Genomic DNA, 26,354 nt, shown 5'->3' on the forward strand with positions numbered 1-26,354 from the left:
ACTTATAAAGCAGATAAATGAGGGATGAAGCTTGTTTGAATCATTTTTTTTTGATATGCAGCAAGACATACAGCTGTTTTTATTTCCGCCGATAGTATGTGCTGCTTTTCGCGCGATTTTTATTTGGCTGTACAATCCTTATCAGAGCCTGAGGGGGCAGGAAAAGAAGATTTATCACTGCTTTCGCTATGGGTTTTGGTGGGGGATGAATTTTAACGCCTATGTGTTTCTCGTTTCGCTGGGGATCGTCACCATGCCGGGAATGTTTTTTCCCCAATGGCTGGCTTACGGCGACGGGATACGGATTGCCCTGTTGGATATTTATCTGACGTTATTGTATTTTGCCTTCATGGGGAAGCTTATTTTCTATTCTCACTTTCATGATATTTATAACTCGATTTTGTGGCTGGGGAAAAAAGCGGAAAAGCATAATCTGGCAGACGTGTTTTTCCATCAGCACCATGGTGTTTGGATTTTGCTGGGGTGTATTCCCTATTTGGTATGTTGTACGTTTCTGGTAAAGCAGTTTTTAGCTTTGCCCAATATTTCCTATCCGCATTTTTCAGCTCCGGGAGCTTATGTGTTTAACACTTTGGTAATTGCTGCTATTGGAGTGGGATTCTATTTTTTCCGCTATGGCGGATCACTGCTCCATACGAATAAACCGCGGTGGGACAGGATTCCTGACATTGTAAAAGAAGACATTTTTTTTGCCCGCGCTTCCGTCGACGACCTGATCGCTCTCAAGGAAGTCTGGCTCCGTCCCTTGCACAACTCGCTTGCTCAAACGAATGCAGAGATGGAGGCATCTATTGAAAAAATTATACCCCCATCAAGGCGGGAAACCTGGGGAAATCTGCAAAATCCCGTATATGCCTTTGAAAGAACGGCGAGGGGGGCGAAAATCAAAAAACCGCGGCATATTTTTTTGGTTGTCGGAGAAAGTTATTCGCAGCTGCCCTTTGACAGGCCGTACGAGGCGCTGCATATTGTCGACGGCGGCAGGAGGTTCCGTGAAGATTCCCATGCCGTGAGCCTTAATCATTTCCTTTCTGCCGGCGATCTGTCGCGTCCGTCGATTGTCGGTCTGATGACGGGGATTTTTGATGCCCGTCTGGAATTAAATGAAAGAGAAGGATTCTGGCGGGGAACGGTACCTACCGCTTTGCCCGTACAGCTTAAAAAGCTGGGATACGAGTCTGTATACTGGTATGGCGGCAGTGTTATACACGGGAATTTCAATCAGTTTGCCCCGGCGAACGGATTTGACCGGGTGATGTCGGCGACGGAATTTTGCGCGCCGGATGCGCCGAAAACATGGGTCGGTGTGTACGATCATGTTTTTCTGGAGACAGCGGCACAGCTGATCAGGGAAATGGATACCGGCAAGCCCGTATTTCATTTTATTTATACAACATCCAATCATGGGCCACATAAAATGAATCTGCAAAAATTGGGATATGATGCGGAGCAGATCATGCCGGAGGCACCGGCAGAGATAAAGAGCAGCCGGAAAACGCAGCAACTGCTGGGAACCCATTGGTATTCAGACCAGGCGCTGTCGCATTTTATTGAAGCTATGAAAAGGACATATCCGGATAGCTTGATTATCGTAACCGGGGATCATTCCTATATCCCCGGCCCGCTGAACCAAAGCTCATTGCTGCAGCGTGCCGATTATTCCTTCCGGGAGCAGTTCTGCACGTCCTTTATGCTGTATCATCAGGATATCCAGCAGGATATCCTGGCAGGCAACACAATTGGCGGGCATATGCATATTATGCCGACGATTATTGAGCTGATTGCCCCACAGGGCTTTACGTACTATTCCTTATTTCCGTCGCTGACCGAACCGATTGACCAGGTGGTCACACCGTATCACTGGCTTACGCGCGACGCCATCGGCCCACAGGGGAACAGTTTCTATCAGCCGCTTACCGTGTCGGCGGAAGAGATTCCAACGTTGGAGCGGGACAATCCTTTTACCAGACAGGCAGACGACTGGTGCGTTCTTACCAGCTGGCTTTTACGGCATACGGATAAGCTGGAGCCGGCTGAACAACTGGTAAAATGATACGGGGGAGAGATACACGGCGACGGTCCTGCTGTATCTCAAAGCGCTACGAGGTAAGCCAAAAGGCCATTACCATTAACGTTGTCAACTTTACCTGCCTGCCGAGTGACAGCTGCTATCACAGCACTTTTCATATCCGCGAAGATGAAACGCAGATTTGTCATTGCGAGGAGGAACGACGAAGCAATCTCCCTCCTATCCACCGTGAAGCGAGATTGCTTCGCTGGCGCTCGTAATGACAGAACGTAGCGCTATGGGCTATGAGCCAACAGCTAACAGCCAACAGCCAATCGCCCGGGATAGCGGATGCTGTCGGGAAAAAGTGTCAGAAAAAATCTGGCTTTGCCGGAAATTTATGGTTTACAGAGAAATATATATTATGGTATCATAATGTAGTACTTTGAATCAGCGTTGTGAAGGTGCAAGGTGCTATTTTTTATACTTATTTTTCATTCTTTAACGCAGTAAAGGTGGCAAGAAAACGCAATGCTTTTCACTAAAGCGCTTCGACTTATCGTATTCGTCTGCTTCATCGCAAGTGTAACCGGCGCGGGCGCTTTGGCCGCAGAAAAAGATCAATTGAATTTGAACCGGGAATATCTTCGCTCCTATGCTGCGGATGCCGGCTATGTCCTCAGAGCGCCGACCCGCTGGAATGCTGCCGATTGGCGGCAGGCCCTCCTCCTTGGCGGAGCCGCTCTGACGCTTTATCACAACGACGAAAAAATTGAGCACTGGGCGCAGCAGCAGCGGAATGGCAACAGCAATCAAGTTTCCGGTTGGGTCAGAAACTTCGGCGATGTCCGCTGCATAGCTCCCGCTTTGGGACTGACTTATGCGGTCGGCAAACACAACGATAATGACCGGCTCACCCGAACAGCCTTGCTGGGGATGGAAAGCCTGGTTATTGCCAACGGCATTACCGGCTCCCTAAAGCTGCTGACCCACCGTCACCGCCCCAATACGGGCGATCCTTATAACACCTGGGACGGCCCCGGCTTTCATAATCCCAATGATTCTTTCGTTTCCGGTCACGCTACCTCAGCCTTTGCCGTCGCCACAGTCATCGCAACCGAATATCAGGGGAAAAGGGGCGTGCCGCAAATGGCCTACGGTCTGGCAGCGCTAACCTCCCTGTCCCGAGTCAACGACAACCAGCACTGGGCATCGGACGTATTCGCCGGTTCGGTCATTGGCTATTATACGGCCAAGCTGGTAACGGAGCATCATCCGGATACATCTCTGTCGTCCGGTCAGGACAGTCAGACACCCAGCGGCGTTCAACCTCTGGCGGCCTATCAGCTGCATTTTAAGTAAAAAAGAGCAGGACAGACAAAAGTTTTACAAAAAATATGATTTGACTATACTTTAGTATGGGGACAAGCTAAAAGATATTTGTTAAAATAATACTATATGTGTAATATATCCGGATCCACTTAACTATAAGTTTACAAAATTGGGCAGGATATTAATTTTTCCTGTAGAAATATACATGATATTGTTTAATTATCAATTTACGCAATAGGCAGACAAGAACGGAGTGGTCATAGCTTGAAGCATAAAAAAATTGCCGCATGGCTGCTGGCGGCGGTCATCAGTGTTGGCATACCCATGGAAGCCCTGGCGGCGGAGCAGCAGACGCCGATTTTTACGACGCAGACCAATTCTCAGCCGCTGGAAGAATACCATCTCAGCAAATACGACGTGATCAATATTGTCATCATCGGCTTTCCCGATGCCGCCGGATTCAGCGACATCATGATCGGTCCCGACGGCTATGTGAACCTGCCTTATGCCGGGACACTGCACCTGGCCGGGATGACCATTCCGGAAGCTACCGAAGTACTGACCGATAAACTGGGTGAATATATCAAAATTCCCGGCATGGCGGTGATGGTCAAGCAGTACGGTCCCCGGAAAATCTATGTCATGGGGGAAGTCGCCAAGCAGGGCCTCTACTCCCTCAGCTCCGACTATATGAACATCTTCGCCGCCTTATCCAGCGCCGGCGGCGTTACCAAGCGGGGTCGGCCCAAGCATATCGCTGTGGTCCGGACGATAGACGGCAAGGTGTACATGCAGGAAGTGAACCTTGACCGGTTTGTGGAAAAGCAGGACGGTTCCCAGAATGTGATCCTCCAGGACGGAGATATAGTGTATGTGCCAAAATCAAATAAAATCGATTTGTATGAAGATATCATGCCGCTGGTTGGCGTTTATGCTACGTATAAATCAATAACGAATTAGAGGAGCTGCTATTGTGGAAGAACAGGATACCATTGATTTGAGAAAAGTAATGCAAATTGCAGCTGCCTATAAATACCGACTGGTGGCAATCGTCCTGGTGACGACGATTCTGGCATTAATACTTTCCTTCGTTTTACCGAAGCAATATGAATCCAGCGTCTTGCTCCGGGCGAAAAACCCGAAGCAGACCGGCTTGTCGGGACAGGCTGCTTCTGTCGCTGCATTATTGGGCGGCAACATGCCCAGTTCAGCCCAAACGTATATTGAAATGATGAAAAGCCGAAGCGTATTAGAGCCGGTCATGGAACCTTTGGATTTACCGAATAAAGAGAAGCTGGATGTACCGACATTTGCTAAGAAATATTTGAAATTCCAAAATACAAAAGGCACCGACTTGATTGAAGTGACAGCCACCGGGCGCACCCCGGAAGAAGCCCAGCAAATCGCTGCCGGCGTTGTGGCCAATTTTCAGCAGAATTTGACCCGGCTCAGCCAGTCGGATCAATCCCTGATGGTCAAATTTTTAAAAGACCGCATGGCAATTGCCAAGCAGGAGATGGAGCAGGCGGAGCAAAATCTGGAACAGTTCCGGCAGCAGGAAAAGATTTACGTGCCGGACGAGCAGGCCAAGGCTTCCATCAAAAAACTAACCGAATATGATCAGAAAATCGCCCAGCTGAAAGTGCAGAACGACGCCAATCAGGCAAGACTTCAGGGCGTCAGTGATCAGCTGAATCGTCAGAATGTAGCCATCTCCACCTATAATATTGCCGATAACCCGGTAATCCAGGAAATCCGCAAGCAGCTGGTGGCGAAGCAAATCTCCCTGGTAGATGCTCAGCAGCGCTATACCGACAAGCATCCCGATGTAATTCTAATCCAGAATGAGATCGACCAATTAAACGGTAAGCTCCAGGAAGAAGTGAGCAACTCCGTTCAGGCAGGGACCAGCACCTTAAATCCGGTGCAGATGGGATTGGTGAAAGCAAAGGCCGAAACGGAAACCGAACTTCTGGTGGGACAGGCGACCCTCTCCGGCCTGCAGCAGGTTCAATCCGGCAATGAACAGGAAATCAGCCAGCTGTCGGCTGACAGCGTTACCTATATCGGCCTGGAGCGCCAGACAAGAATTGCTCAGGAAGTATATAGTGTATTAGTTAAGAGTTACGAGCAGACCCGCATCCAGGAAGCCATGGAAAGCATGGATATCCAGATTGTGGATGAGGCTAATCTGCCGAAGAAGCCGTCCTTTCCGAAGAAATTGCTGATAACAGCGGTCGGTGGAGTGTTGGGGATTATGCTTAGCTTTATCTATCTTATTATTTTGTATCGTAAAAATTCTTCTTCCTCCTATAATTTGAATCGTTCTATCCAATAAGGAAGTGATGAATCATGCGGCGCAGGTTGGTATCGCTCGCTCTTGTAGTAGCCGATATCCTTGTTGTTTCTATTGTCCCGTTTATTGCCTTGTATCTTCGCTTTGACGGTATAGTCGATGCACACTATTATTCACAACTAGTATCCTATTTACCGGCTATTGTACTTATCCAACTGACAACTTTTTATCTGTTCCGTCTCTATCACCGTTTATGGCGCTATGCCAGTATTCACGAACTAGTGGTGATTGTGGGGGCGGTAACGGTCAGCTCGGCTGTGTTGGTTGCCTATTCAAATATAATAAATTCTATATTGCCAGGAAGTATTTATGTGTTAAGCTGGCTGTTTACTATTGTCTGCATAGGCGGCAGCCGGCTGGGGCTTCGTATCCTGCATTACTTGATCCGCCAGACTCATTCCAATCCGATTCAAAATGTGCTGATTATCGGCGCCGGTGATGCCGGGGCAATGATCGCCAGGGAAATCACCCAACGGTACTATGAAACAAAAAAAATAGTCGGTTTTATTGATGATTCTGCTTATAAGAGCAACCAAATCTTGTTTGGCGCCAGAGTGTTAGGTCCCTGCAGTCAAATTCACCGTATTGTTCAGGAACAAAGCATTAGTGAAATTATTATTGCCATGCCGTCGGTGGAGGGCAGTATCGTCAGGCAGATTGTTCAGGAGTGCAAAACAACCCAGTGCAATGTGCAGATTGTTCCCGGTATTTATGAACTGATTGACGGCAAGGTCAGTGTTCACCAATTACGTAATGTGGATTTGGAGGACTTGCTGCGACGGGAGCCGGTACAACTGAATGCGGAAGATATTGCCGGATACATAAAAGGCCATCGGGTGCTGGTGACCGGAGCCGGTGGGTCCATTGGCTCCGAGCTTTGCCGCCAGATTGCCCGTTTTTCACCGGAACAGATTCTTCTGTTGGGAAAGGGAGAGAATAGTATTTACGAAATTCATCAGGAACTGGGAAGAAAATATCCCGACTTAAATCTTTCACCCATCATTGCCGATGTCCGGGATGAAGAGCGAATCAATGATATTTTCGCCACCTACCGGCCGGAAATCGTCTTCCACGCCGCTGCGCATAAGCATGTGCCCCTCATGGAACTGCAGCCGTTGGAAGCGGTCAAAAATAATGTATTCGGCACGAAAAATGTGGCTCAGGCAGCAGATCGCTATGAAACGAAAATCTTTATTATGATTTCCACCGATAAGGCGGTCAACCCTACCAGTGTCATGGGATGCACGAAACGGGTGGCGGAAATGATTATTCAAAGCCTAAACCGGGAGAGCAAGACTAAATATACCACAGTCCGCTTCGGCAATGTCCTTGGCAGCCGGGGCAGCGTCATCCCTCTCTTTAAAAAACAGATTGCCGCCGGAGGACCGATTACCATTACCCACCCGGACATTATCCGTTACTTTATGACCATTCCCGAAGCTAGCCAATTGGTGCTGCAAGCGGGGGCTTTAGCCCAGGGTGGCGAAGTGTTTGTTCTCGATATGGGCAAGCCGGTTAAGATACTGGACATGGCTTGCGACTTGATCGAACTTTCCGGCCTGGTGCCCTATAAAGATATAAAATTTGAATTCACCGGACTGCGGCCAGGAGAGAAGATGTTTGAAGAACTGCTTACCGCCGAAGAAGGAACACAGGCGACAAAGTATAAGAAAATTTTTCGGGCTAAATTACGATCGGTGGATGAGAAAAAATTATCAAAAGTCTTGTTTCAGTTTCAAAATCAATTTAATGACAGCGAAGAAGTAAAGCGTTTGTTGCAAAAGCTCATTACCGTTTATAAGCCATACCATAAAAAGGATAGTCAGGATAGTTCTTCTGGCAAGCTAGCAATAGCAGAAGAACCTACTGTACAACAAGAAACACCTGCCTTTTATCCGGCAGAGTCAATGGAAGCGAGTCATTAACTTTAAAATGGGATGTGTAGTATGAAAAGATTGTTTGACGTGACATCATCTGCTGTCGCACTTTTATTATTTCTTCCGCTATTTATTTTTATCGCAATTTTAATAAAGTTTGATTCTAGAGGACCAGTATTTTTTTGCCAAAGACGCATAGGTGTTAAAGACAAAGAGTTTATGATGTATAAGTTCCGATCGATGGCGGTGGGAACACCGGAAGTAGCTACAGATAAGCTGACCAACAGTCAGGCGTATATTACCAAAGTCGGTTACTATTTGCGCAAATACAGCCTGGATGAATTGCCTCAGTTAATCAATATTTTGAAAGGCGATATGTCTGTTGTTGGACCGCGCCCTGCCTTATATAATCAGTATGAATTGCGAGAAAAACGCAATAAGCAGGGGATTTCAGCTTTGCGTCCAGGACTTACCGGCTGGGCACAGATCAATGGGCGGGATGAGATAGCTTTGGAAGAAAAGTTTAAATTGGACTCTTTCTATTCTCAGCACCAGAGCTTTTGGTTGGATATGAAAATTATATTTTGTACGTTGTTTAGTGTTTATTCGGGCAGTGGAGTCAAGGTGAAGACGTTTTTGCACGAGTGATATTTGGTGGTGAAAGTTCATTTAGAAATAGTTGTTCTGAGGGGAAGGAAAGCGCATGAAAGTAGTAATCCTTGCTGGTGGTTTTGGTACACGTATTAGTGAAGAATCACACTTAAAGCCGAAACCCATGGTGGAAATTGGTGGCAGACCGATACTTTGGCATATTATGAAAATATATTCCAGTTACGGATTTAATGATTTTGTGATATGTCTTGGGTACAAAGGGTATTGCATTAAAGAATATTTTGCTCATTACTTTTTGCATGAGTCTGATGTTACTTTTGATTTTCGCATGTCCAATCAGCAATATGTTCATCACAATCATGCTGAACCATGGAAAGTTACTTTAGTGAATACTGGTCTAAATACTATGACAGGCGGTCGTGTAAAACGTATCCAATCATATATTGGCAATGAGCCGTTTATGCTTACGTATGGAGATGGTGTTAGCAATGTGGATATTGGTAAATTAGTAGAATATCATAACGCACAGGGTAAATTAGTTACTGTTACTGCCGTTCAGCCAACAGGCCGTTTTGGTGCGTTGGATATAGATGAAAATAATGGTATAAATGGTTTTCAGGAGAAGCCCAAAGGCGATGGTGCTTGGATTAACGCGGGCTTTTTTGTGATGCAGCCGGAAGCGTTTAACTATATTGGTGATGACAGCACTATTTTAGAAAGAGAACCCCTGGAAAATTTAGCTAAAGATAAACAACTTGTCGCCTACAGACATGGTGGATTTTGGCAGCCGATGGATACCTTGCGAGATAAGAATCAGTTAGAAGAATTATGGCAGACAAATAAAGCTCCTTGGAAAGTATGGTAAGGGAAATGATTTCAAAGGAATTTTGGCAGGATAAAAAGGTATTTATTACCGGACATACAGGTTTTAAAGGTTCATGGCTATGCCTATGGCTGTATTCCTTAGGTGCCAAGGTAACTGGGTATGCTTTACAGCCACCAACTACACCAAGCTTATTTGAACTTTGCAAAATTGAAGGGTTAGTTAGTCATATCATTGGTGATGTGCGTGATGCTGAGGCCCTAAATAATGCTATGAACAAAGTTCAGCCGGAAATCGTCATTCACATGGCTGCTCAGCCGCTAGTGCGTGATTCCTATAAAATTCCTGCTGAAACTTATACCATTAATGTTATGGGAACGGTTCATCTATTTGAAGCAGTTCGTCAGTGCAAAAGCGTTAAAGCTGTTGTCAATGTAACAACAGATAAGTGCTATGAGAATAAGGAATGGCTGTGGGGTTATCGGGAGAATGAACCAATGGGTGGCTATGATCCTTATTCCAATAGCAAGGCCTGTTCGGAATTAGTTACTGCCTCCTATCGCAATTCATTTTTTCATCCTTCCAAGTATGCTGAACATGGTGTTGCTATAGCTTCGGCCAGAGCGGGTAATGTCATCGGTGGGGGAGATTGGGCGGCTGATAGATTGATACCAGATTGCATAAATTCGTTATTATATAATAAAAGGATTTATATCCGCAGTCCGCAGGCAATTCGTCCCTGGCAGCATGTATTGGAACCATTAAGTGGTTATTTGATGTTAGCGCAGAAACTCTATGAAGAAGGGATACCCTTTGCCGAAGGGTGGAATTTTGGACCGAATGATAGTGATTCCAAGCCGGTAGAGTGGATTGTGCAGAAGATGTGTGAACAATGGGGCGGTAATGCTTCATATGAAATAGATACAAGTCCACAACCGCACGAAGCGAGTTACTTGAAATTGGACTGTTCTAAAGCTCGGATGCGATTGGCGTGGGAGCCACGCTGGAACTTAGAACAGGCTTTGAGTAAAATTATCGAATGGGTTTCGGCGTACAGGGAGAATCAAAATATGCGTGATGTTTGCTTACAACAAATAAAACAATATGTAAATGAGGTTGAGCCATGAACTGCAATGAAGAATTGGAAAAACAATTGCACCGAGAGATAATGGAATTGGTAGCAAAATATTATAAAGTGAAACATAGAAAAGAAAATGTATTTAAACCAGGGGATCGAATTTCCTACGGGGGCCGTGTATTTGACGAGCAGGAAATGACTAATCTTGTAGATTCTGCATTAGACTTTTGGCTAACTACCGGTAAATACACTGCACAATTTGAAGCAGATTTTGCTAACTTTTTAGGTGTAAAATATTGTTCGTTAACTAATTCCGGTTCTTCCGCCAATTTATTAGCCTTCATGGCACTTACTTCACACAAATTAGGAGAACGCCACATTAAAAAAGGTGATGAAGTCATCACTGTTGCCGCGGGGTTTCCGACAACAGTTGCTCCCATTATTCAGTATGGTTCCATTCCAGTATTTGTCGATGTGACTTTACCTGCCTATAATATTGATGTTTCACAGTTGGAAAATGCGTTATCCGATAAAACCAAGGCGGTAATGATTGCTCATACATTAGGTAATCCATTTGATTTGCAAGCAGTTAAAGATTTCTGTGATAAGCATGATTTATGGTTAGTGGAAGATAACTGCGATGCATTGGGAACTAAGTATTTATATAATGGGGAATGGAAATACACAGGTACAGTTGGGCATATTGGTACATCCAGCTTTTATCCGCCACACCATATGACTATGGGGGAAGGCGGTGCTATTTATACTAACGATCTTCAATTGAAACGTATTGTTGAATCCTTCCGTGACTGGGGCCGTGATTGCTGGTGCCCGTCAGGCCATGACGATACTTGTAAACATCGTTTTACGCAACAGTTTGGTGAATTGCCGTTGGGATATGATCATAAATATGTATATTCGCATTTGGGTTATAATTTGAAAGTTACTGATATGCAGGCGGCAGTAGGCTGTGCACAATTAAAAAAAATTCCGAGTTTTATTGATGCACGACGTAAAAACTGGCAAATGCTTCGGGAGGGTTTAAGTGATCTTCAGGACGTATTATTATTACCAGAACCAATGAATAACTCTGAACCAAGCTGGTTTGGTTTCCTTATTACAGTGAAAGAAAATGCTCAAATTAAGCGTGATGATATCGTTAGATACTTGGAAGAAAATAAAATTCAAACTAGAATGTTATTTGCGGGTAATTTAATTAAGCATCCGTGCTTTGATGAAATGAGAGCAACGAAAACTGGCTATCGTGTAGTTGGAGAACTAACTAATACAGATAAAATTATGAATAATACTTTCTGGATCGGCGTTTATCCGGGCATGAATGAAGCTATGATCAAATGTATGATAAATGCCATTAAAAATGCCATTAAAAATGGTTAATGATAGTATTATTATCTTAGTTAAGCAATTTATTGTCATTAATTTTTAATAACGGTACCATTAAATTTTTTGCTTAATAAATTATGGGCGTTTAAGTAAGAATTTAAGGAGTATGAAATGAAATTAAGCGACTATATTGTATCATTTTTAGTAGAAAAGAAGATAACAGATGTATTTGGTTATCCTGGTGGAATGGTAACACATTTAATGGATTCTTTCGATAAATATAATGATAAAATTTTTGCTCATCTTGCTTATCATGAGCAAGGTGCCGCTTTTTGTGCTTGTGGGTATGGACAAATATCTAAGTTACCTGGAGTTGCATATGCTACCAGCGGTCCTGGAGCAACAAATTTAATTACTGGAATTGCAAATGCATATTTTGATTCTATTCCTTGCGTTTTTATTACAGGACAGGTTAATACTTACGAAGCCAAGGGATGTTTAGAGGTTCGGCAAAAAGGATTTCAAGAAATGGACGTTGTTAGTGTAGTAAAAAGCATAACCAAATATGCGGTACAAGTTACACAGGCGGACGATATACGGTATGAATTAGAAAAAGCTTTTTCTATAAGTATGAGTGATAGGCCGGGACCAGTACTGTTAGACATTCCCATGAATATTCAAAGAGCAGAAATTGATCCCGAAGCGTTAGCTGGATATAGTAATAGTTGTAATTGTGTTTGTTCTTGTGGTTCGAGAAAAGATATAGTTTTTAATACTTTGATGCAAGCAAAAAGGCCGCTTATTATTGCGGGTGCAGGTGTTAGTAATTCGGGTTGTAAAAAGGTTTTTCAGAAATTAGTTGATAAGCTAAAAGTACCAGTGGTTACTAGTATGATTGGCATTGATTGCTTGTCCCATGAATCACCATATAACTTTGGCTTTATTGGTGCCTATGGTCATCGTTATGCTAATTTTGCAATTGCAAAAAGTGATTTGATTATATCAATTGGATCTAGACTTGATTGTAGGCAAACAGGTTCTAATAAAAATATTTTTGCCCAAGGTGCTAAAATAATCCGAATTGATATTGATGCAGGCGAACCTACTAATAAAATAAAGGAAGACGATACTTTATTACTATGTGATATAAGAGAGTTTATTCCAGCTATCTTAGATGATACCCGCTTTCAATTTGGCAATAAATATGAGCATTGGTTAAATCAGTGTAGAGAATTAAAAGGTAATCTAGAATGTATTGATAATGAGCCGGCAAACACAATTGTTCGTGAAATAAGTAAGTATGTTCCTGATGATGTTGTTGTAACTACTGATGTAGGGCAAAATCAGGTATGGGTAGCTCAAGATTTCGAAGTAAAAAAGAATCAACGTGTTTTGTTTTCAGGTGGCCACGGTGCTATGGGATATTCGCTTCCGGCGGCGATTGGTGCATATTATGCAAGTCATAAACCTGTTATTTGTTTTAATGGTGATGGTGGTCTACAAATGAATATTCAAGAATTACAATTTATTGCAAGGGAAGGCATTCCTATAAAAATTGTTCTAATGAACAATCATTCACTTGGTATGATAAGGCATTTTCAAGAAATGTATTTTGACTCTAACTCTATGCAAACGACTGCCGACAAAGGATATACAGTTCCAGATTTTAATAAGGTTGCTGCAGCATATGGTATTGACACTTATACTATTAAACGGATGAATGAAATACCGCAATTAGGAAAAATTTTCCAAGAACTTTCGCCAGCCTTTATTAATGTTATATGTAGTGATAAAACCTATGTATACCCTAAACTTGCTATGAATAAACCAATTCATGACCAAGAACCGTTAATGGACAGGGATTTGTTTGATAAGTTAATGGGTGCTGAATGATAACTATAGCAGTAACATTATGAGGCTATCACTTCTGTACTTATTTAATCGGATTATTCGTTAGATGTATTTAAAGACATAAAAATTGCAGAAATTGAAAATGCAAAGGACTTTTTAATAACTGATAGGATTGCGGATTATCCAATGACAGAATAGCATGCGGAGGGAATATTCATGTGTCAAAGTTTTATGAGAAGCGATGTTATTGAGAAGGATATGCAGGATATTTATTCGCGTGATATTGCCTGGGAAAGATTTAAGGGGAAAACTATTTTGGTTACGGGTGCAACAGGGATGTTGGTATCGTATCTTTTATATTTTTTGATATATTTAAATGAGGTACACAATGCTAATATCCGTATAATTGCTTTGGTACGGAATTTGAAAAAATGTGAACAAAAATTTGGTAAGTATAAAGAAAAATCATATTTTAAAATTTATACAGAGGATATTACAAAGCCTTTAAATATTGCGGAAGCAATAGATTTTATTATTCATGCTGCGAGTTTAGCAAGTCCGCAGTATTATGAGCCTATGCCCATTGAAGTTGCTGCACCTAATGTATTGGGAACGTATTACTTATTACAATTAGCTAGAGAAAAAAAAGTAAGCGGTTTTTTGTTTTTTAGTAGTGGAGATATTTATGGAAAAATGCCGGAAGGGACAGGAGATATAGTAGAAGAGATGTCAGGATCTATGGACCCTTTGGATATGCATAGTTGTTATGGTGAAAGTAAACGTATGGGGGAAACATGGTGTGCATCTTTTGCACGTGAATATGATATGCCAGTTACGATTGTTCGCATTGGGCATACGTATGGACCAACTATGGATGTTGAGCAGGATCCAAGAGTATTTGCTTCTTTTATGAAATGTGTTTATCATGGAGAAGATATTGTTATGTTAAGCGATGGAAGTGCTAAGCGTCCCTTTTGTTATATCGCTGATGCGATAGTAGCATTTTTTCTAGTTTTATTAGAAGGTAAAAAAGGTGAGGCTTATAATGTTTGTAATACCATGGAATTTTTGAGCATAGCAGAACTTGCGGAATTGATGGTTCGCTTACGTCCGGAACTTGGTTTGAAGTTTATCCGAAAGCAACGTGTGCGTTCAGAGGTTTATTTAGAAAATAAGGGGAACAAGGATAATAAACCAATTGAAACGAAATTGAAAAAATTGGGATGGAAATGTCATTATGATAGTTATACTGGTTTTAAAAATGTATTACGATATTTGCAACAGAGGGGTTGATAAATGAATGGGTTAGGGGTGTATTATCTTTGCCGTTTATGAAGGAACTCAGCTTAGATGGGAAGCTTTTTGTCGAATTCATTGCACTTACTTCTTATCCTATGTGAAAAAGAAAATGCAGGACGACAACCTGTTTACAAAGTATACGATGCAGGAACTTTTTGATGAATTAGATGTGATTGAATGCTTTGAATATCCTGGATATGATTTGCGTGTAAGTGAAATGACATCTCGTCAACTCGCTATATACGAAACAATGGGGTTTAATCCCCCAGCTTCGTTACATTAAGTCCGGGAATGCAGGATACCTAGGTATAATCGCTACTGAGGCAACGTGACATATAAAAAATGTCACTATCTTAATTCATCACAGGAGTGGTCTTGATATTGTGGTCCATTATAGTCAGAATGATTCTTGTCGGATAATCAAAGGGGAGTGGGTATTTTAGCAAAAGTAATTAAGTCATGAAGTTTTTAGAGAAAACAATGGGAAAAGGTAGTGGAGAAGCATGCATGATAGATAACAAAGATGTTTCATATAGTGATAAAGTAATTTATAAGAATTCTATTTTTTCATTATTATATAAAGGTATTGCGATGTTATTATCCCTTCTTTCGGTACCATTGATGTTACATTGTCTCGGTACAGAAAAATATGGCGTGTGGGTATCGTTGTTGTCTGTTGTTTCTTGGATTTATTATTTTGATTTAGGTGTAGGAAATGGATTAAGGAATAAATTGGCAGAATCTATAGCTCTTCATGATATTGAAAGTTCAAAAAAATATTTAAGCGTTTCTTATCTTTTAGTAAGTGGAATATCATTTCTTATATTCATTGCAATTCTCGTTATTTTTTCTATAATAGATGTTTCTTCGCTGTTGCACTATAGCCTTTTAGATGAAAATCTTGATCTCATATTGATTATTGCATTTTTCTTTGCCTGTGTTAATTTTGTGGCCTCTCTTGTCAATAATATATTTTATGCTGTACAGAGAGCTAGCTTAGTGAACTTTTTTGGCGTAGTAGGACAGGTGCTCTTTATTTTAGGATTGATAGTGTATATTCAAACAGGTAAAAGTTTTCTTGTAATGCTTGTTATTGTTGAAGGGGTTGCCCAACTGTTAAAAAATGTTGTGGCGACAGGTTATATATTCCGTACTTATTCACAATTAAAGTTTTCGATCAATAAGATTGATTTTAGTTATGCACATGGAATAGTAGGTTTTGGCCTCCGAGTTTTTCTTATTCAGATTACGGCATTAATTTTGAATTCGACAGATAATATTATTATCTTACGATATTTTGGCGCGGATGCTGTAACGCCATATAGTTTGTGTTATAAGTATTTTAATACGATTAATGCATTTTTTGTAGTTATGTTAACACCTCTTTTATCTGCCTATACTTTTGCTTATGCGCGACATGACGTTGAATGGATAAAGAAAACTTTATATAAGGGATTTTTGCTTTTCATTGCTTTTGTTGCGATTATACTCATTGCTGGATTTGTTTTTGAGCCAGTTACAATTTTATGGTTGCAAAAAAAACTTTATTTTCAACCGGGTCTCATATTTTTGACTGGATTGTATTTCGTTTTGTTAATGTTTACACATAATTTTTCCACGCTATTAAATGGAATTAGTAAAGTTTCAGGGTATACAATATCAACGATTTTGATGGCAGTTATTAACGTACCAATTTCAGTTTTTATAGCCGTTTATATGGGAATGGGGATTAATGGAGTTATTATGGGATCTATTATTTCGATGATAATTGGGGTTGTAGTTTCTCCTATTATTGCGATAAAGGAATTAAAGAAGTTGGGAGGTTAGAAAATGCTTCTTTTGTCAATTTGTATACCATCATATAACCGATTTACTAGTTTGAATGTAGCCGTTAAATTAATGTTGAAAGCAGAATCTAGAGACTTTGAAATTATAATATTAGATAATAAATCGCCAAATGATATTGAAAAGGAAATTATAATTCATGATAAACGTTTACATTTTATCAAACAAGAGTCAGCTGTTAATGCAAATGAGAATATTAGGGATTGTTTATTATATGCTACGGGAAAGTATGCAATGATTTGCTTAGATAAGGATAGTATTAATGGAAGAATGTTAGATGAGTTTCTTCAAGTTATTCGGCAAAATCCCAAAATTTGCGGAGGTTGCTGTATACAAAATAAAATATCTAAAGAAAATAAAATTGAGATTTATGATCATGATCAGATTCTAAAATTTGGATATTTATATTTAGGAAAACATCCGTCAGGTGATTTTTACAGAACCGAATATATGAATGAAGATATAAAGTTGTTATCGGAAAAAGCATTGAATAGTGGATTTATATCGGATTTAATTTTGGCAAGATGCGCTAGTCATGGTTCTATGCTATTTTATGATAAACCTTTAGTGTTTCTTGAGAAATCGAAAACTGCTGCAAAAATAAAGTCATATACATATTCTGGAAAAAATAATAATGTATATTTTTATCCTAATAAGAGAAAAGAACAGTTTAGCGTGTATATTGATCATATGAAATCATTGTATATAACACATAAATTATGGAAAAAATTACTTGAGAAGATTTATGTTCAGAAAATTATTCAAGTTACGTTTGGTTTTCGAGATGTTATGCGTTTAAAAGATGCATGTACACACTATGATCTCACGGTTAGGAATATTACGTTAAAAGAAATGTTTCATTATTGGATAGATTTTAATAATTATTTTTTGAAAAGTGATCTTAATGATTTATCCAAATATAGTAAGTTGTATATTATCATTAAATCAAATTTAATGCTTGTAAAAAAATTTATCGATAAAAAATTATGCTATTCTAGTTGTAGAAGAAATGTATTTATGAATAAGTTGCTTATTGGAAAAAATTCAATAAGATGAGGATACTAATCTGAATAATGCAAATAATAAAAGAAATTATCATAGAATATATGCATGGAGGAATGCAGCATTGATTATTAAACATTCTCATACTGGTTTTGAGGCATTGCGTATTTTGGCAATGCTAATGATTGTTAGTCTACATTATTTGGGTCACGGAGGGGTTTTACAAGCAACGCCATATTCAACAAATTATTTATTAGGCTGGTTTATCAATGCTTTTTGTAAAGTAGGTGTAAATTGTTATGTTCTAATAAGCGGATATTTTTTAGTAAAATCGTCAGATTTTAAAATTAAGAAAGCTTGCGATTTATGGATAGAAGTTTTCTTTTATTCGGCTGGTATTTTTCTTTTATTTTATAGCTTAAATATTATTCCTCTTTCAACAAAAGGATTACTGAAAAGTTTTTTACCAATCAAATTAGAAGCATATTGGTTTGTTACGGCATATATGGGTCTGTATATTTTATATCCATACCTTAATAAATTAATAACAAATCTAAGCAAAAGGGATTACCAAAAATTTATTTTTGTTTTGCTGGGTATTTTCAGCATATATTCGTTTGTAGGCGATACATTCCATGTAGTTGGAGGCTCTAGTCTGATTTGGTTTATTGTACTATACTGTATTGGTGGATACTTCAGGCTTTTCGATGATTTTAGCAACAAAAACAAAATGTTTTTGTTTTATGTAATTATGTCAATATTTATTTTTATTACTAAAATTACTCTTTATAGTATAGGTTCTCATTTCGGCTTTGCTACTAAAGGCGGTTCAGAAATATTTTATGCATATAATTCACCAATATTATTATGTTCTTCCGTTGCATTATTTCTATTTTTTAAAAATGTAACAGTGGATCGTATATGGTTGCTTCATTTAATTAACTTTTTTGCACCACTTACTTTTGGCGTGTATTTAATTCATGACAATGATTTTGTAAGAGCAAATATATGGAGATATTGGCTGAATACACCTGCATTTTATGATTCTCAATATTTCCTTTTACACTATATTATGTCTGTTATCAGTGTGTTCGTCATTTGTGCACTAATAGATAAAATTAGACAGTCGATATTTTTTATTAGTGGCAATATGATGCACACTTTGTATGAGAGACATAGAAAACGTATGGTATAGTAAATTTTTAATACTATTGTTGCAGATAGAAATGCAAGTGAGCCATTATAGAGGACTGGTTTCTGGGTCATTGTTATATAAAACCGGACATTATTCAAAGCATTCAAGAAGAACGTCAACATGTAGCTTAGCCTCGCTCTGAGACTTGATGGCTTTTGCGAAAGTTATTGGACACTAGCTACAAAAATACATCAAATAATTATTTTGGTTCAACAAGGACTCTAGTAGGCATACTTTCTTATTTTTTTATAAGTAGGGGGAAAAATCTGTGAATTTAGTACAAGTTGTAAAGCATATAGTGAAGAAAATTATTTGGCCTTCGCCGTATACTGTTATAAAAAAAAGCCCCCAAAAGTTTATGGTTGATCCTAGTTCAGTTCTTTTTGATTCAACTAGATTTGTTTTTTGTGTACCTAAACATACGATTAATCCATGTGTATATATTGCCAAAGACTCAATGATCGGCTGTGAGTTTATTTTTGAGTCAACACAGGGGTGTATTAGTGTTGGGAATAGAACGTATATTGGGAATGGAACTAAACTTATATCTAGATCTTCAATAACAATAGGGGACGATGTAACAATAGCTTGGGGATGTTATCTATACGATCATAATTCTCATTCTTTAAATTGGGAGCAGAGACGTAAGGATATCCAACAACAAATGATTGATTTAAAAAATACTAAAAATTTTATATTGAATAAAGACTGGAGTGTAGTAAAAACAGAAGCAATTGTAATTTGTGATAAGGCATGGATTGGTTTTGAAGCTGTTATTTTGAAAGGTGTTACCGTGGGTGAAGGGGCAATAGTTGGAGCTAGGTCGGTAGTTACAAAAGATGTTGAACCGTGGACGGTTGTGGCAGGTAATCCGGCAAGAGTAGTAAAAAGGCTAAAGAAGAACTAGTGGGTGAATTTTTTAATGGATAAAAAAGTACTTATTACAGGGGCATATGGTTTTATTGGCCGATATGTTGCAAAGTATTTTGAAAAGCAGGGTTGGGATGTTATAGGATTAGGGCACGGAGAGTGGTCACGCCAAGAGTGGCAGGCTTGGGGTATTAAAGAATGGCATACCACGGATATTACTACAGATAATTTGCTAACTTATGCCAATGAACCAGATGTTATAATTCACTGTGCTGGAAGCGGGTCAGTTAGTTTTTCGCTAAATCATCCACTTCAGGATTATAATCGTACAGTACAGACTACTTTGTCTGTGCTGGAATTTGCTAGAATTCATGCTCCAAAAGCTAAAATAATTTATCCATCGAGCGCAGCAGTTTATGGTTCGGTTGGCCCCAGTCCAATTAAGGAGAATAGTTTATTAAATCCTGTTTCACCATATGGTTTCCACAAAAAAATTGCAGAAGAATTATGTTCCTCTTATGCAAGATTTTTTAATATTTCCGTTGCAATTGTAAGGCTTTTTTCAATTTATGGAGTGGGTTTACGCAAACAATTATTTTGGGATGCATGTGAAAAAATTTCAAGGAATGAAACGTTGTTCTTTGGATCTGGAGAGGGAACGCGTGATTGGCTTCATGTTCAAGATGCAGCTTCAATATTATACACGGCTAGCCAATTTGCATCTACAAAATGTCCTATTGTTAATGGCGGGGCTGGTAGAAAAGTAACTATTCGCGAGGTATTGTCTGAACTTTTTAGAGAGTTTGGGCGATCTGACGAACCAATTTTTCAGGGTATCACACGTACGGGAGACCCGCAACATTACTTGGCGGATATAAATTATCTGCGGATGTGGGGGTGGAAACCTCAATTTAGTTTGTTTCAAGGAATTCGTCAATATGTGGAATGGTATAAAGATGGTGGAGTCTTATGATTAGAGTAGGATTCATAATTGAAGATAATGGCTGGCTAGGAGGATTAAATTATTTCCGTAATTTATTTAATGCGGTATATAATATGCCAGAAAGAAAATTTGAATTGGTAATTTTTACAGGAAAGAATTCTTCTCTGAATTTATTTTCTGGTTTTCCACCGGTAGAAATTATTCACACTTCATATTTTACAAGATTACATCCGCTATGGATGTTACATAAGATAGGATATTATTATTTTCACAATGATTTATTTTTAGAGAGGTTTCTAAAGAGACATCACATTGATGTTCTTTCACATGCGAATTTTTTATCTAAGAATAGTTCAGTCCCGGTTTTAGGGTGGATACCTGATTTTCAATGTATGTATTATCCAAAACTTTTCTCAGACAAGGGAATGCGTTCACATGAGTCCAACTTACGCTTAATTGCAAAATATGCCCAAGCAGTTGTGGTTAGTAGTTTTGATGCAAAAAAAGATATGGGCAAGTTTATGCCACAATATATTTCTAAAGCTAAAGTTTTGCATTTTGCAGTGGTGCCGCAGAATAACGACTCGAGGAAAAATATGGAATATTTAGAAGATAAATACAATATTCATTATCCATATTTTTATGTACCTAACCAATTTTGGGCACATAAAAACCATAAAATACTGATTGATGCATTGAATATTTTAAGAGAGAAAGAAATACCGATTACTATTGTCATGACAGGGAAGACAGTTGATCCACGGCAACCCGAATATTTTGATAACTTAATGCGATATGCCCAAGAGTGCAATGTTTTAAATAAGTTTAGGGTATTAGGTATTGTGCCATACTCCGATGTTATGAGTTTACTGCGTAATTGCTTAGCAGTAATAAACCCTTCGTTTTTTGAGGGATGGCATACTGGTGTAGAGGAAGCTAGATCACTAGGTAAACCAACATTATTGTCGGATATCCCTATTCATCGAGAGCAGGACCCATCTGGAGGAGTATTCTTTAATCCGCGCGATTCCCTTGATTTGGCAATGAAGCTAGAAGAATTTTGGAGTAATAGCAATAATGAGGAAGACGCACATTTAAAGTATAACGTGGAAGATGCAACGGCAAGGCATCAAGTATTTGCAAAGACATATGAAAAAATAATTTTGGAAACTATAAAGGGGAATTACGTATGAAAAAGCGTGCTTTAATAACGGGCATTACTGGTCAAGATGGAGCCTATTTAGCTGAATTTTTATTAGAAAAAGGATATGAAGTGCATGGCATTAAACGTCGTGCTTCACAGTTTAATACTGGACGGATAGATCATCTTTATCAAGATTATCACGAGGATAATGTCAATTTGTTTCTTCATTATGGGGATATGGTAGATTCTACGAACTTAATTAGTATTGTTCAAAAAGTACAGCCTGATGAAATTTATAATTTAGCGGCACAGAGTCATGTACAAGTTTCTTTTGAAACACCTGAGTATACTGCTAATGCTGACGGAATAGGGACACTTAGACTTTTAGAAGCCATCCGAATTTTGGGGATGGAGAAAAAGACCCGATTTTATCAAGCATCAACGAGTGAATTATTTGGAAAGGTACAAGAAACACCGCAAAAGGAGACAACACCTTTTTATCCAAGAAGTCCCTACGCGGTGGCAAAGTTATATGGATATTGGATGACTATTAATTATCGTGAAGCGTATGGAATATACGCTTGTAATGGAATCCTTTTTAATCATGAATCACCAATACGTGGTGAAAATTTTGTAACTCGTAAAATCACTCGGGCAGTAGCGCGAATTAGCCTTGGGCTTCAGAGAAAGTTATATCTAGGAAATTTGAACGCTAAAAGAGACTGGGGTTTTGCAAAGGATTATGTCGAGGCAATGTGGCTTATGCTTCAGCAGGACAAGCCGAATGATTATGTAGTTGCCACTGGGGTGACACATGAAGTGCGTGAATTTGTTGAACTGGCTTTTAGGGAAGTTGGGAGGAATATTATATGGAAGGGACAGGGAATTGAGGAGAAGGGGATTGACTCAAAAACTAATGAGATTTTGGTAGAAGTTGATCCAAGATACTTTCGTCCGACGGAAGTTGAATTTTTACTCGGTGATGCATCAAAGGCAAGAGAGAAACTGGGTTGGAACCCTAATACATCAATTAAGAAATTATGTTCCATAATGGTAAAAGCCGACATGGAGCGTGCGCAACGAGATTTGCTGTGCAAACAGAATGGTTTTAAAGTTAGAAAGTATTCTTGACCTGTTTGGGGAATTTTAGTCAGTGGCTCAGGGGGAGAGCCACAAAGAAATCAGTGGCTCTCAATAAATCCATCAATACGGTGGACAGGTGTTAATGCGTCCTTTCTCTTACGTTATAGACGCTTCCCCGCCAAATAGTAAATAGTATGATGCAAGATTCCATGAACAATTCTATCGAGGATTGCCAGAGATAGGATTTCCTGCAATTCGACGATTCCGTCCGTCTGACGCGAATGTGAACGATAGTAGTAGATGCGTTTTTATGACTCACATCAACAATCTCAATCAGATTCTTGGTTTCATTGTTGCTTAAGTGAACAATAAACAACTTATTAAGGATCACTAGTTTAATCTTTTTGTATTAATCACGAGAGGGCTACGTTTTGTGCGTTTAAGAAAAGTATGAACGTATATCTGATGACACTTTCGGAGGCAGTCAGGGGTACAAAGTTACAAATTTAATAATGGAAAGATTTACAAATTAGTGGTTGATATATTTTCAGCTGATGAGTCAGACTTTGATAGGGGAAATAAACACATGGTGAGTTATGCAAATATAAAAAAAACGAGTTATCATAATAAAGAGTCTCTTTTATATCGGATATGTAATAGTATGGTCGCAACTAGTGCAATTATTCTCTTTTTTCTTATGATGTTTTCTCCCCGAACTAACCTGTTAGCGAAGGTGCCATTTTTACTTTTTATTTTAATTTCAAGGTCACTTATTATTATCCAAACTGGAAGAATTAAGATCAACACTAAAGTTTTTTTGTGGGCTTTGATTTATGTAAGTTTCGGTGCTTTATGGGGCGCATATGGATTGGTCAATTCTAAAGAATATGCAATTGATTTTTTGCGCTTAAATATAATATGGGTAATTTTTTATATGTTTTTTGTCTTAATTATTTCAAAACCAGAACATATTAAAATGGCTCAAAAAGTTATGATTTGGGCTTCATTAGCTATAGCACTATATAATATTAATTATGTTTTATACGGTATGGGTTACTTGCATATACCTCAATTAATTGATTTAGATATGGGACAGGCAGTAGGATTACATGCTGGATATGTGCAACTTACTGCTCATAATATAGGGAGCCTGATGTTCTTATTCCCATTTCTCTTTAGTGGAATGGCGATTACACGGGGTGGATATTTTGCGGGAGTACCTAAGTGGTTTTTGACTTTAGTATTAATCATGTGTTTGATCACAGTATTTCTATCAGGAAGAAGAATGTTGTGGTTAATAACTATAATAGCTCCATTATTATATTTTGGCATTATTGAATTTGGAACTAAAAGTATTGCTAAGTTTAAGTTTAAACAAGTATTACCTTTGTTTATTGTAGGTATTATAATCGTTTTGGGGCAGTACTTGTTTTTTGAAACGGGAGGATGGGACTTAGATAATTTTATAGAACGGCTTACTTTTTCTGGAGAACAGGCGCAAGGATATGATTACCGTATAAATAGTATTGACAGTTTAATGAATGATATGCGGGACTGTTTGTTTTTTGGTACAGGTGGCGGAAGCCCTGCGTTTGAGGTAACATTTATGCAGGTCTTTCACGAAACTGGAATTATAGGATTACCTATATTTATAGGCCTTTTCCTTTGGGTTTATTTTCAGATATTTAGGCTTATAAAACAAAAAAAAGGAAACATAGAGCAAGGAATACCGTTGCTGATAGGTGGCATTTGTTTCTTTTTAGGAATGTTTTCCAATCCGTACTATAGTTCTTTTGATTTTATGTGGAGTCTATTTTTGCCACTGGCTTATGTAAATGTATATTTGCGGGGATGAAGTCGTTTTTGCTGTAGAAAAAGTATCCGTATGGTTTGCGACAACTCTCTTGACAGCTACCGAAGGGGATCATGATATAGGAGTATTAGAATTATGAGAATGGATAATTGGCAATTAAAGCGTGAGTCAGTGTGCGCTATTATAATCTCTTATGATGGTGGAAATACAATTATTGAAACTATAAATGCAATTAGAGATCAAGTTGACTATATAATAATCATAGATAATAATTCTAATACTTGGACTAAGGAAGTTTTAAGATTATTTTCTGATGATGAAAATATTGAAATAATTTATAATAGTGATAATTTTGGAATTGCATACGCATTAAACCAAGGAGTTTTATTTTCTTATCAACGTGGTTTTAAATGGGTGCTAACAATGGATCAAGATAGCATAGCCGAGGAAAACATGGTTTCTGAAATGCTAAATTGTGCATTGATTTGCCAAGATAACGTAGTTTCTATATCGCCTACCATTGTATGTAATGACGAAAAATCAAGCGAGTTCTTTATGACGATGTCCCCAAAATATGAAGAACGATTAACGGTTATAACTTCTGGGAACTTGGTTAAAACGAAGATGTATGAAATGATTGGTGGTTATAATGAGAATTTATTTATTGATTCTGTAGATTTCGACTTCTGTTTGCGTTTGCAAAAGAGTGGGTATAAAATAGCAAGATGTACTACTGCACGGTTATTCCATTCATTAGGAAGAACTGAAAAGATGAATATACTGGGCATAAACATATCAATAATTGTTCATTCACCACTAAGAAAGTATTATATTATGCGTAATCATATATATATGCTTAAAAGATATTTTGTATCATTTCCTATATTTTGTATAAAACAGCATATTGGTGTTCTGTTTTTGATAATTAAAATTATACTTTTCGAAAAAGCAAAAATGCAAAGTTTGAAATATATATTTATAGGTTTATTCCATGGTTTAAATAATAGATACGGTATTTATAGATAAATATATTGGAGAAAACATAATGAAAAATTATTACTTTATTTGTGTTAATTTTAATAATGCACATTTTACGATAAAGTTTGTTGAAAGCATTAATCGTTTAAAAATCAATTCTGGTAATATTCATATTATTATAGTTGATAATGATTCTACAGAAGAGGATTATAAAAATTTAGTTGAATCATTTGAATCAGTCAATAATATCAATTTGTTAAGAAATAAAGAAAATGTTGGATATTTTAAAGCACTAAACATTGGTATTTGCAGTGTTGATGATAAAGATAATAGTTTTTTTATCATTGGTAATAATGATATCCAGTTTAAGGATGATTTTCTTATTAAGTTAGACCAAATTGTATACAATAATGATGTTTTAGCAATAGCGCCAAATATAATAACAGCAAATGGTTATCATCAAAACCCACACTGTGTTACCAGAGTATCAACTTTCAGGAAAATGGCTTATCGACTATATTTTACTAATTATTATTTAGGACGGTTTTTGTATTGGTTAGCTACAAAGCACAAAAAAATAAAAGGGAATAAGGACAATGCATTGTATGACAAGCATTGCTATATCTATATGGGAATAGGTGCGAGTTATGTTTTAACAGAACATTTCTTTAAGTTTTATACGAAACTTGACGACCGAGTGTTCTTGTGGGGAGAGGAAGCGCTACTCGCAGGTCAATTAAGTGCCGTAGGAGGGAAGTTACTTTATAATCCTAATATAATTGTATATCATGCTGAAAATAGTAGCGTAAAAAAAATACCGTCTAGAGAGACATATGAAATTACTAGAAAATCTTATAAAATTTATTCTAAGTATTTGTAG

At 38.4% G+C, this 26,354-nt stretch carries 22 protein-coding genes; all 22 read left to right on the forward strand.

Annotated features, from left to right (window positions below; genetic code table 11):
- The first annotated feature begins 31 nt into the window (after nucleotides 1–31).
- The 22 genes from ABFC84_18545 to ABFC84_18650 all read left to right on the forward strand — a co-directional run bounded on the left by ABFC84_18545 (nucleotide 32) and on the right by ABFC84_18650 (nucleotide 26,354).
- Nucleotides 32–2,074, forward strand: coding sequence for a sulfatase-like hydrolase/transferase (locus ABFC84_18545; GenBank protein MEN6414741.1), 2,043 nt, complete (start codon nucleotides 32–34; stop codon nucleotides 2,072–2,074).
- 486 nt (nucleotides 2,075–2,560) lie between these two features.
- Entirely contained in the window at nucleotides 2,561–3,391 is an 831-nt protein-coding gene (locus ABFC84_18550) for a phosphatase PAP2 family protein (GenBank protein MEN6414742.1), read from the forward strand.
- A gap of 234 nt (nucleotides 3,392–3,625) precedes the next feature.
- On the forward strand, nucleotides 3,626–4,321 hold the full coding sequence (locus tag ABFC84_18555; protein MEN6414743.1) for a polysaccharide biosynthesis/export family protein: 696 nt from the start codon (nucleotides 3,626–3,628) through the stop codon (nucleotides 4,319–4,321).
- 13 nt (nucleotides 4,322–4,334) lie between these two features.
- The gene (locus tag ABFC84_18560; protein ID MEN6414744.1) at nucleotides 4,335–5,699 is read left to right on the forward strand and encodes a GumC family protein; all 1,365 of its coding nucleotides are present in this window, start codon (nucleotides 4,335–4,337) and stop codon (nucleotides 5,697–5,699) included.
- A 14-nt stretch (nucleotides 5,700–5,713) separates the two neighbouring features.
- The gene (locus tag ABFC84_18565; protein MEN6414745.1) at nucleotides 5,714–7,642 is read left to right on the forward strand and encodes a nucleoside-diphosphate sugar epimerase/dehydratase; all 1,929 of its coding nucleotides are present in this window, start codon (nucleotides 5,714–5,716) and stop codon (nucleotides 7,640–7,642) included.
- Nucleotides 7,643–7,663: 21 nt separating this feature from the next.
- Nucleotides 7,664–8,242 (forward strand): sugar transferase, encoded by a 579-nt coding sequence (locus ABFC84_18570; protein ID MEN6414746.1) that lies wholly within the window; start codon nucleotides 7,664–7,666, stop codon nucleotides 8,240–8,242.
- Nucleotides 8,243–8,297: 55 nt separating this feature from the next.
- A complete protein-coding gene (rfbF, locus tag ABFC84_18575) occupies nucleotides 8,298–9,071 on the forward strand; it encodes a glucose-1-phosphate cytidylyltransferase (GenBank protein MEN6414747.1) in 774 nt (257 codons plus the stop codon).
- A gap of 5 nt (nucleotides 9,072–9,076) precedes the next feature.
- Nucleotides 9,077–10,156: a CDP-glucose 4,6-dehydratase gene (gene rfbG, locus ABFC84_18580; protein ID MEN6414748.1), complete on the forward strand. Its 1,080-nt coding sequence runs from the start codon at nucleotides 9,077–9,079 to the stop codon at nucleotides 10,154–10,156.
- Nucleotides 10,153–11,505: a lipopolysaccharide biosynthesis protein RfbH gene (gene rfbH / locus ABFC84_18585; GenBank protein MEN6414749.1), complete on the forward strand. Its 1,353-nt coding sequence runs from the start codon at nucleotides 10,153–10,155 to the stop codon at nucleotides 11,503–11,505. The genes rfbG and rfbH overlap by 4 nt, the downstream gene beginning before the upstream one ends.
- 117 nt (nucleotides 11,506–11,622) lie before the next feature.
- Nucleotides 11,623–13,344, forward strand: a complete 1,722-nt coding sequence (locus tag ABFC84_18590; protein MEN6414750.1) for a thiamine pyrophosphate-binding protein — start codon at nucleotides 11,623–11,625, stop codon at nucleotides 13,342–13,344.
- A gap of 189 nt (nucleotides 13,345–13,533) precedes the next feature.
- Complete coding sequence (locus tag ABFC84_18595; GenBank protein MEN6414751.1) at nucleotides 13,534–14,595, forward strand: NAD(P)-dependent oxidoreductase; 1,062 nt, start codon at nucleotides 13,534–13,536, stop codon at nucleotides 14,593–14,595.
- Nucleotides 14,596–14,698: 103 nt separating this feature from the next.
- Nucleotides 14,699–14,884, forward strand: a complete 186-nt coding sequence (locus ABFC84_18600) for a hypothetical protein (GenBank protein ID MEN6414752.1) — start codon at nucleotides 14,699–14,701, stop codon at nucleotides 14,882–14,884.
- Between the two features lie 176 nt (nucleotides 14,885–15,060).
- Nucleotides 15,061–16,428, forward strand: coding sequence for an oligosaccharide flippase family protein (locus ABFC84_18605; GenBank protein MEN6414753.1), 1,368 nt, complete (start codon nucleotides 15,061–15,063; stop codon nucleotides 16,426–16,428).
- 3 nt (nucleotides 16,429–16,431) lie between these two features.
- Nucleotides 16,432–17,502 (forward strand): glycosyltransferase, encoded by a 1,071-nt coding sequence (locus ABFC84_18610; protein MEN6414754.1) that lies wholly within the window; start codon nucleotides 16,432–16,434, stop codon nucleotides 17,500–17,502.
- A 70-nt stretch (nucleotides 17,503–17,572) separates the two neighbouring features.
- Nucleotides 17,573–18,643, forward strand: a complete 1,071-nt coding sequence (locus tag ABFC84_18615) for an acyltransferase (GenBank protein ID MEN6414755.1) — start codon at nucleotides 17,573–17,575, stop codon at nucleotides 18,641–18,643.
- 268 nt (nucleotides 18,644–18,911) lie between these two features.
- Nucleotides 18,912–19,550, forward strand: a complete 639-nt coding sequence (locus tag ABFC84_18620; protein MEN6414756.1) for an acyltransferase — start codon at nucleotides 18,912–18,914, stop codon at nucleotides 19,548–19,550.
- A gap of 15 nt (nucleotides 19,551–19,565) precedes the next feature.
- Nucleotides 19,566–20,486, forward strand: coding sequence for an NAD(P)-dependent oxidoreductase (locus ABFC84_18625; GenBank protein MEN6414757.1), 921 nt, complete (start codon nucleotides 19,566–19,568; stop codon nucleotides 20,484–20,486).
- Nucleotides 20,483–21,649, forward strand: coding sequence for a glycosyltransferase family 1 protein (locus tag ABFC84_18630; GenBank protein MEN6414758.1), 1,167 nt, complete (start codon nucleotides 20,483–20,485; stop codon nucleotides 21,647–21,649). The genes ABFC84_18625 and ABFC84_18630 overlap by 4 nt, the downstream gene beginning before the upstream one ends.
- Entirely contained in the window at nucleotides 21,646–22,731 is a 1,086-nt protein-coding gene (gmd, locus tag ABFC84_18635) for a GDP-mannose 4,6-dehydratase (GenBank protein ID MEN6414759.1), read from the forward strand. The genes ABFC84_18630 and gmd overlap by 4 nt, the downstream gene beginning before the upstream one ends.
- A 538-nt stretch (nucleotides 22,732–23,269) precedes the next feature.
- Complete coding sequence (locus ABFC84_18640) at nucleotides 23,270–24,538, forward strand: hypothetical protein (protein MEN6414760.1); 1,269 nt, start codon at nucleotides 23,270–23,272, stop codon at nucleotides 24,536–24,538.
- A 93-nt stretch (nucleotides 24,539–24,631) separates the two neighbouring features.
- Nucleotides 24,632–25,522, forward strand: a complete 891-nt coding sequence (locus tag ABFC84_18645; GenBank protein ID MEN6414761.1) for a glycosyltransferase — start codon at nucleotides 24,632–24,634, stop codon at nucleotides 25,520–25,522.
- A 19-nt stretch (nucleotides 25,523–25,541) separates the two neighbouring features.
- A complete protein-coding gene (locus tag ABFC84_18650) occupies nucleotides 25,542–26,354 on the forward strand; it encodes a glycosyltransferase (GenBank protein MEN6414762.1) in 813 nt (270 codons plus the stop codon).

The organism is Veillonellales bacterium (assembly GCA_039680175.1).
In the GTDB taxonomy this organism is placed as follows: Bacteria; Bacillota; Negativicutes; order JAAYSF01; family JAAYSF01; genus JBDKTO01.

Excerpts from the sequence above, each read along its gene's own strand:
- ABFC84_18550 (MEN6414742.1), top strand. The coding sequence starts at position 2,561 with ATGCTTTTCACTAAAGCGCTTCGACTTATCGTATTCGTCTGCTTCATC.
- ABFC84_18605 (MEN6414753.1), top strand. The coding sequence starts at position 15,061 with ATGAAGTTTTTAGAGAAAACAATGGGAAAAGGTAGTGGAGAAGCATGC.
- ABFC84_18570 (MEN6414746.1), top strand. The coding sequence starts at position 7,664 with ATGAAAAGATTGTTTGACGTGACATCATCTGCTGTCGCACTTTTATTA.
- ABFC84_18610 (MEN6414754.1), top strand. The coding sequence starts at position 16,432 with ATGCTTCTTTTGTCAATTTGTATACCATCATATAACCGATTTACTAGT.
- ABFC84_18640 (MEN6414760.1), top strand. The coding sequence starts at position 23,270 with ATGGTGAGTTATGCAAATATAAAAAAAACGAGTTATCATAATAAAGAG.
- ABFC84_18625 (MEN6414757.1), top strand. The coding sequence starts at position 19,566 with ATGGATAAAAAAGTACTTATTACAGGGGCATATGGTTTTATTGGCCGA.
- ABFC84_18645 (MEN6414761.1), top strand. The coding sequence starts at position 24,632 with ATGAGAATGGATAATTGGCAATTAAAGCGTGAGTCAGTGTGCGCTATT.
- ABFC84_18595 (MEN6414751.1), top strand. The coding sequence starts at position 13,534 with ATGAGAAGCGATGTTATTGAGAAGGATATGCAGGATATTTATTCGCGT.
- ABFC84_18650 (MEN6414762.1), top strand. The coding sequence starts at position 25,542 with ATGAAAAATTATTACTTTATTTGTGTTAATTTTAATAATGCACATTTT.
- rfbH (MEN6414749.1), top strand. The coding sequence starts at position 10,153 with ATGAACTGCAATGAAGAATTGGAAAAACAATTGCACCGAGAGATAATG.
- gmd (MEN6414759.1), top strand. The coding sequence starts at position 21,646 with ATGAAAAAGCGTGCTTTAATAACGGGCATTACTGGTCAAGATGGAGCC.
- rfbF (MEN6414747.1), top strand. The coding sequence starts at position 8,298 with ATGAAAGTAGTAATCCTTGCTGGTGGTTTTGGTACACGTATTAGTGAA.
- ABFC84_18590 (MEN6414750.1), top strand. The coding sequence starts at position 11,623 with ATGAAATTAAGCGACTATATTGTATCATTTTTAGTAGAAAAGAAGATA.
- rfbG (MEN6414748.1), top strand. The coding sequence starts at position 9,077 with ATGATTTCAAAGGAATTTTGGCAGGATAAAAAGGTATTTATTACCGGA.
- ABFC84_18565 (MEN6414745.1), top strand. The coding sequence starts at position 5,714 with ATGCGGCGCAGGTTGGTATCGCTCGCTCTTGTAGTAGCCGATATCCTT.
- ABFC84_18630 (MEN6414758.1), top strand. The coding sequence starts at position 20,483 with ATGATTAGAGTAGGATTCATAATTGAAGATAATGGCTGGCTAGGAGGA.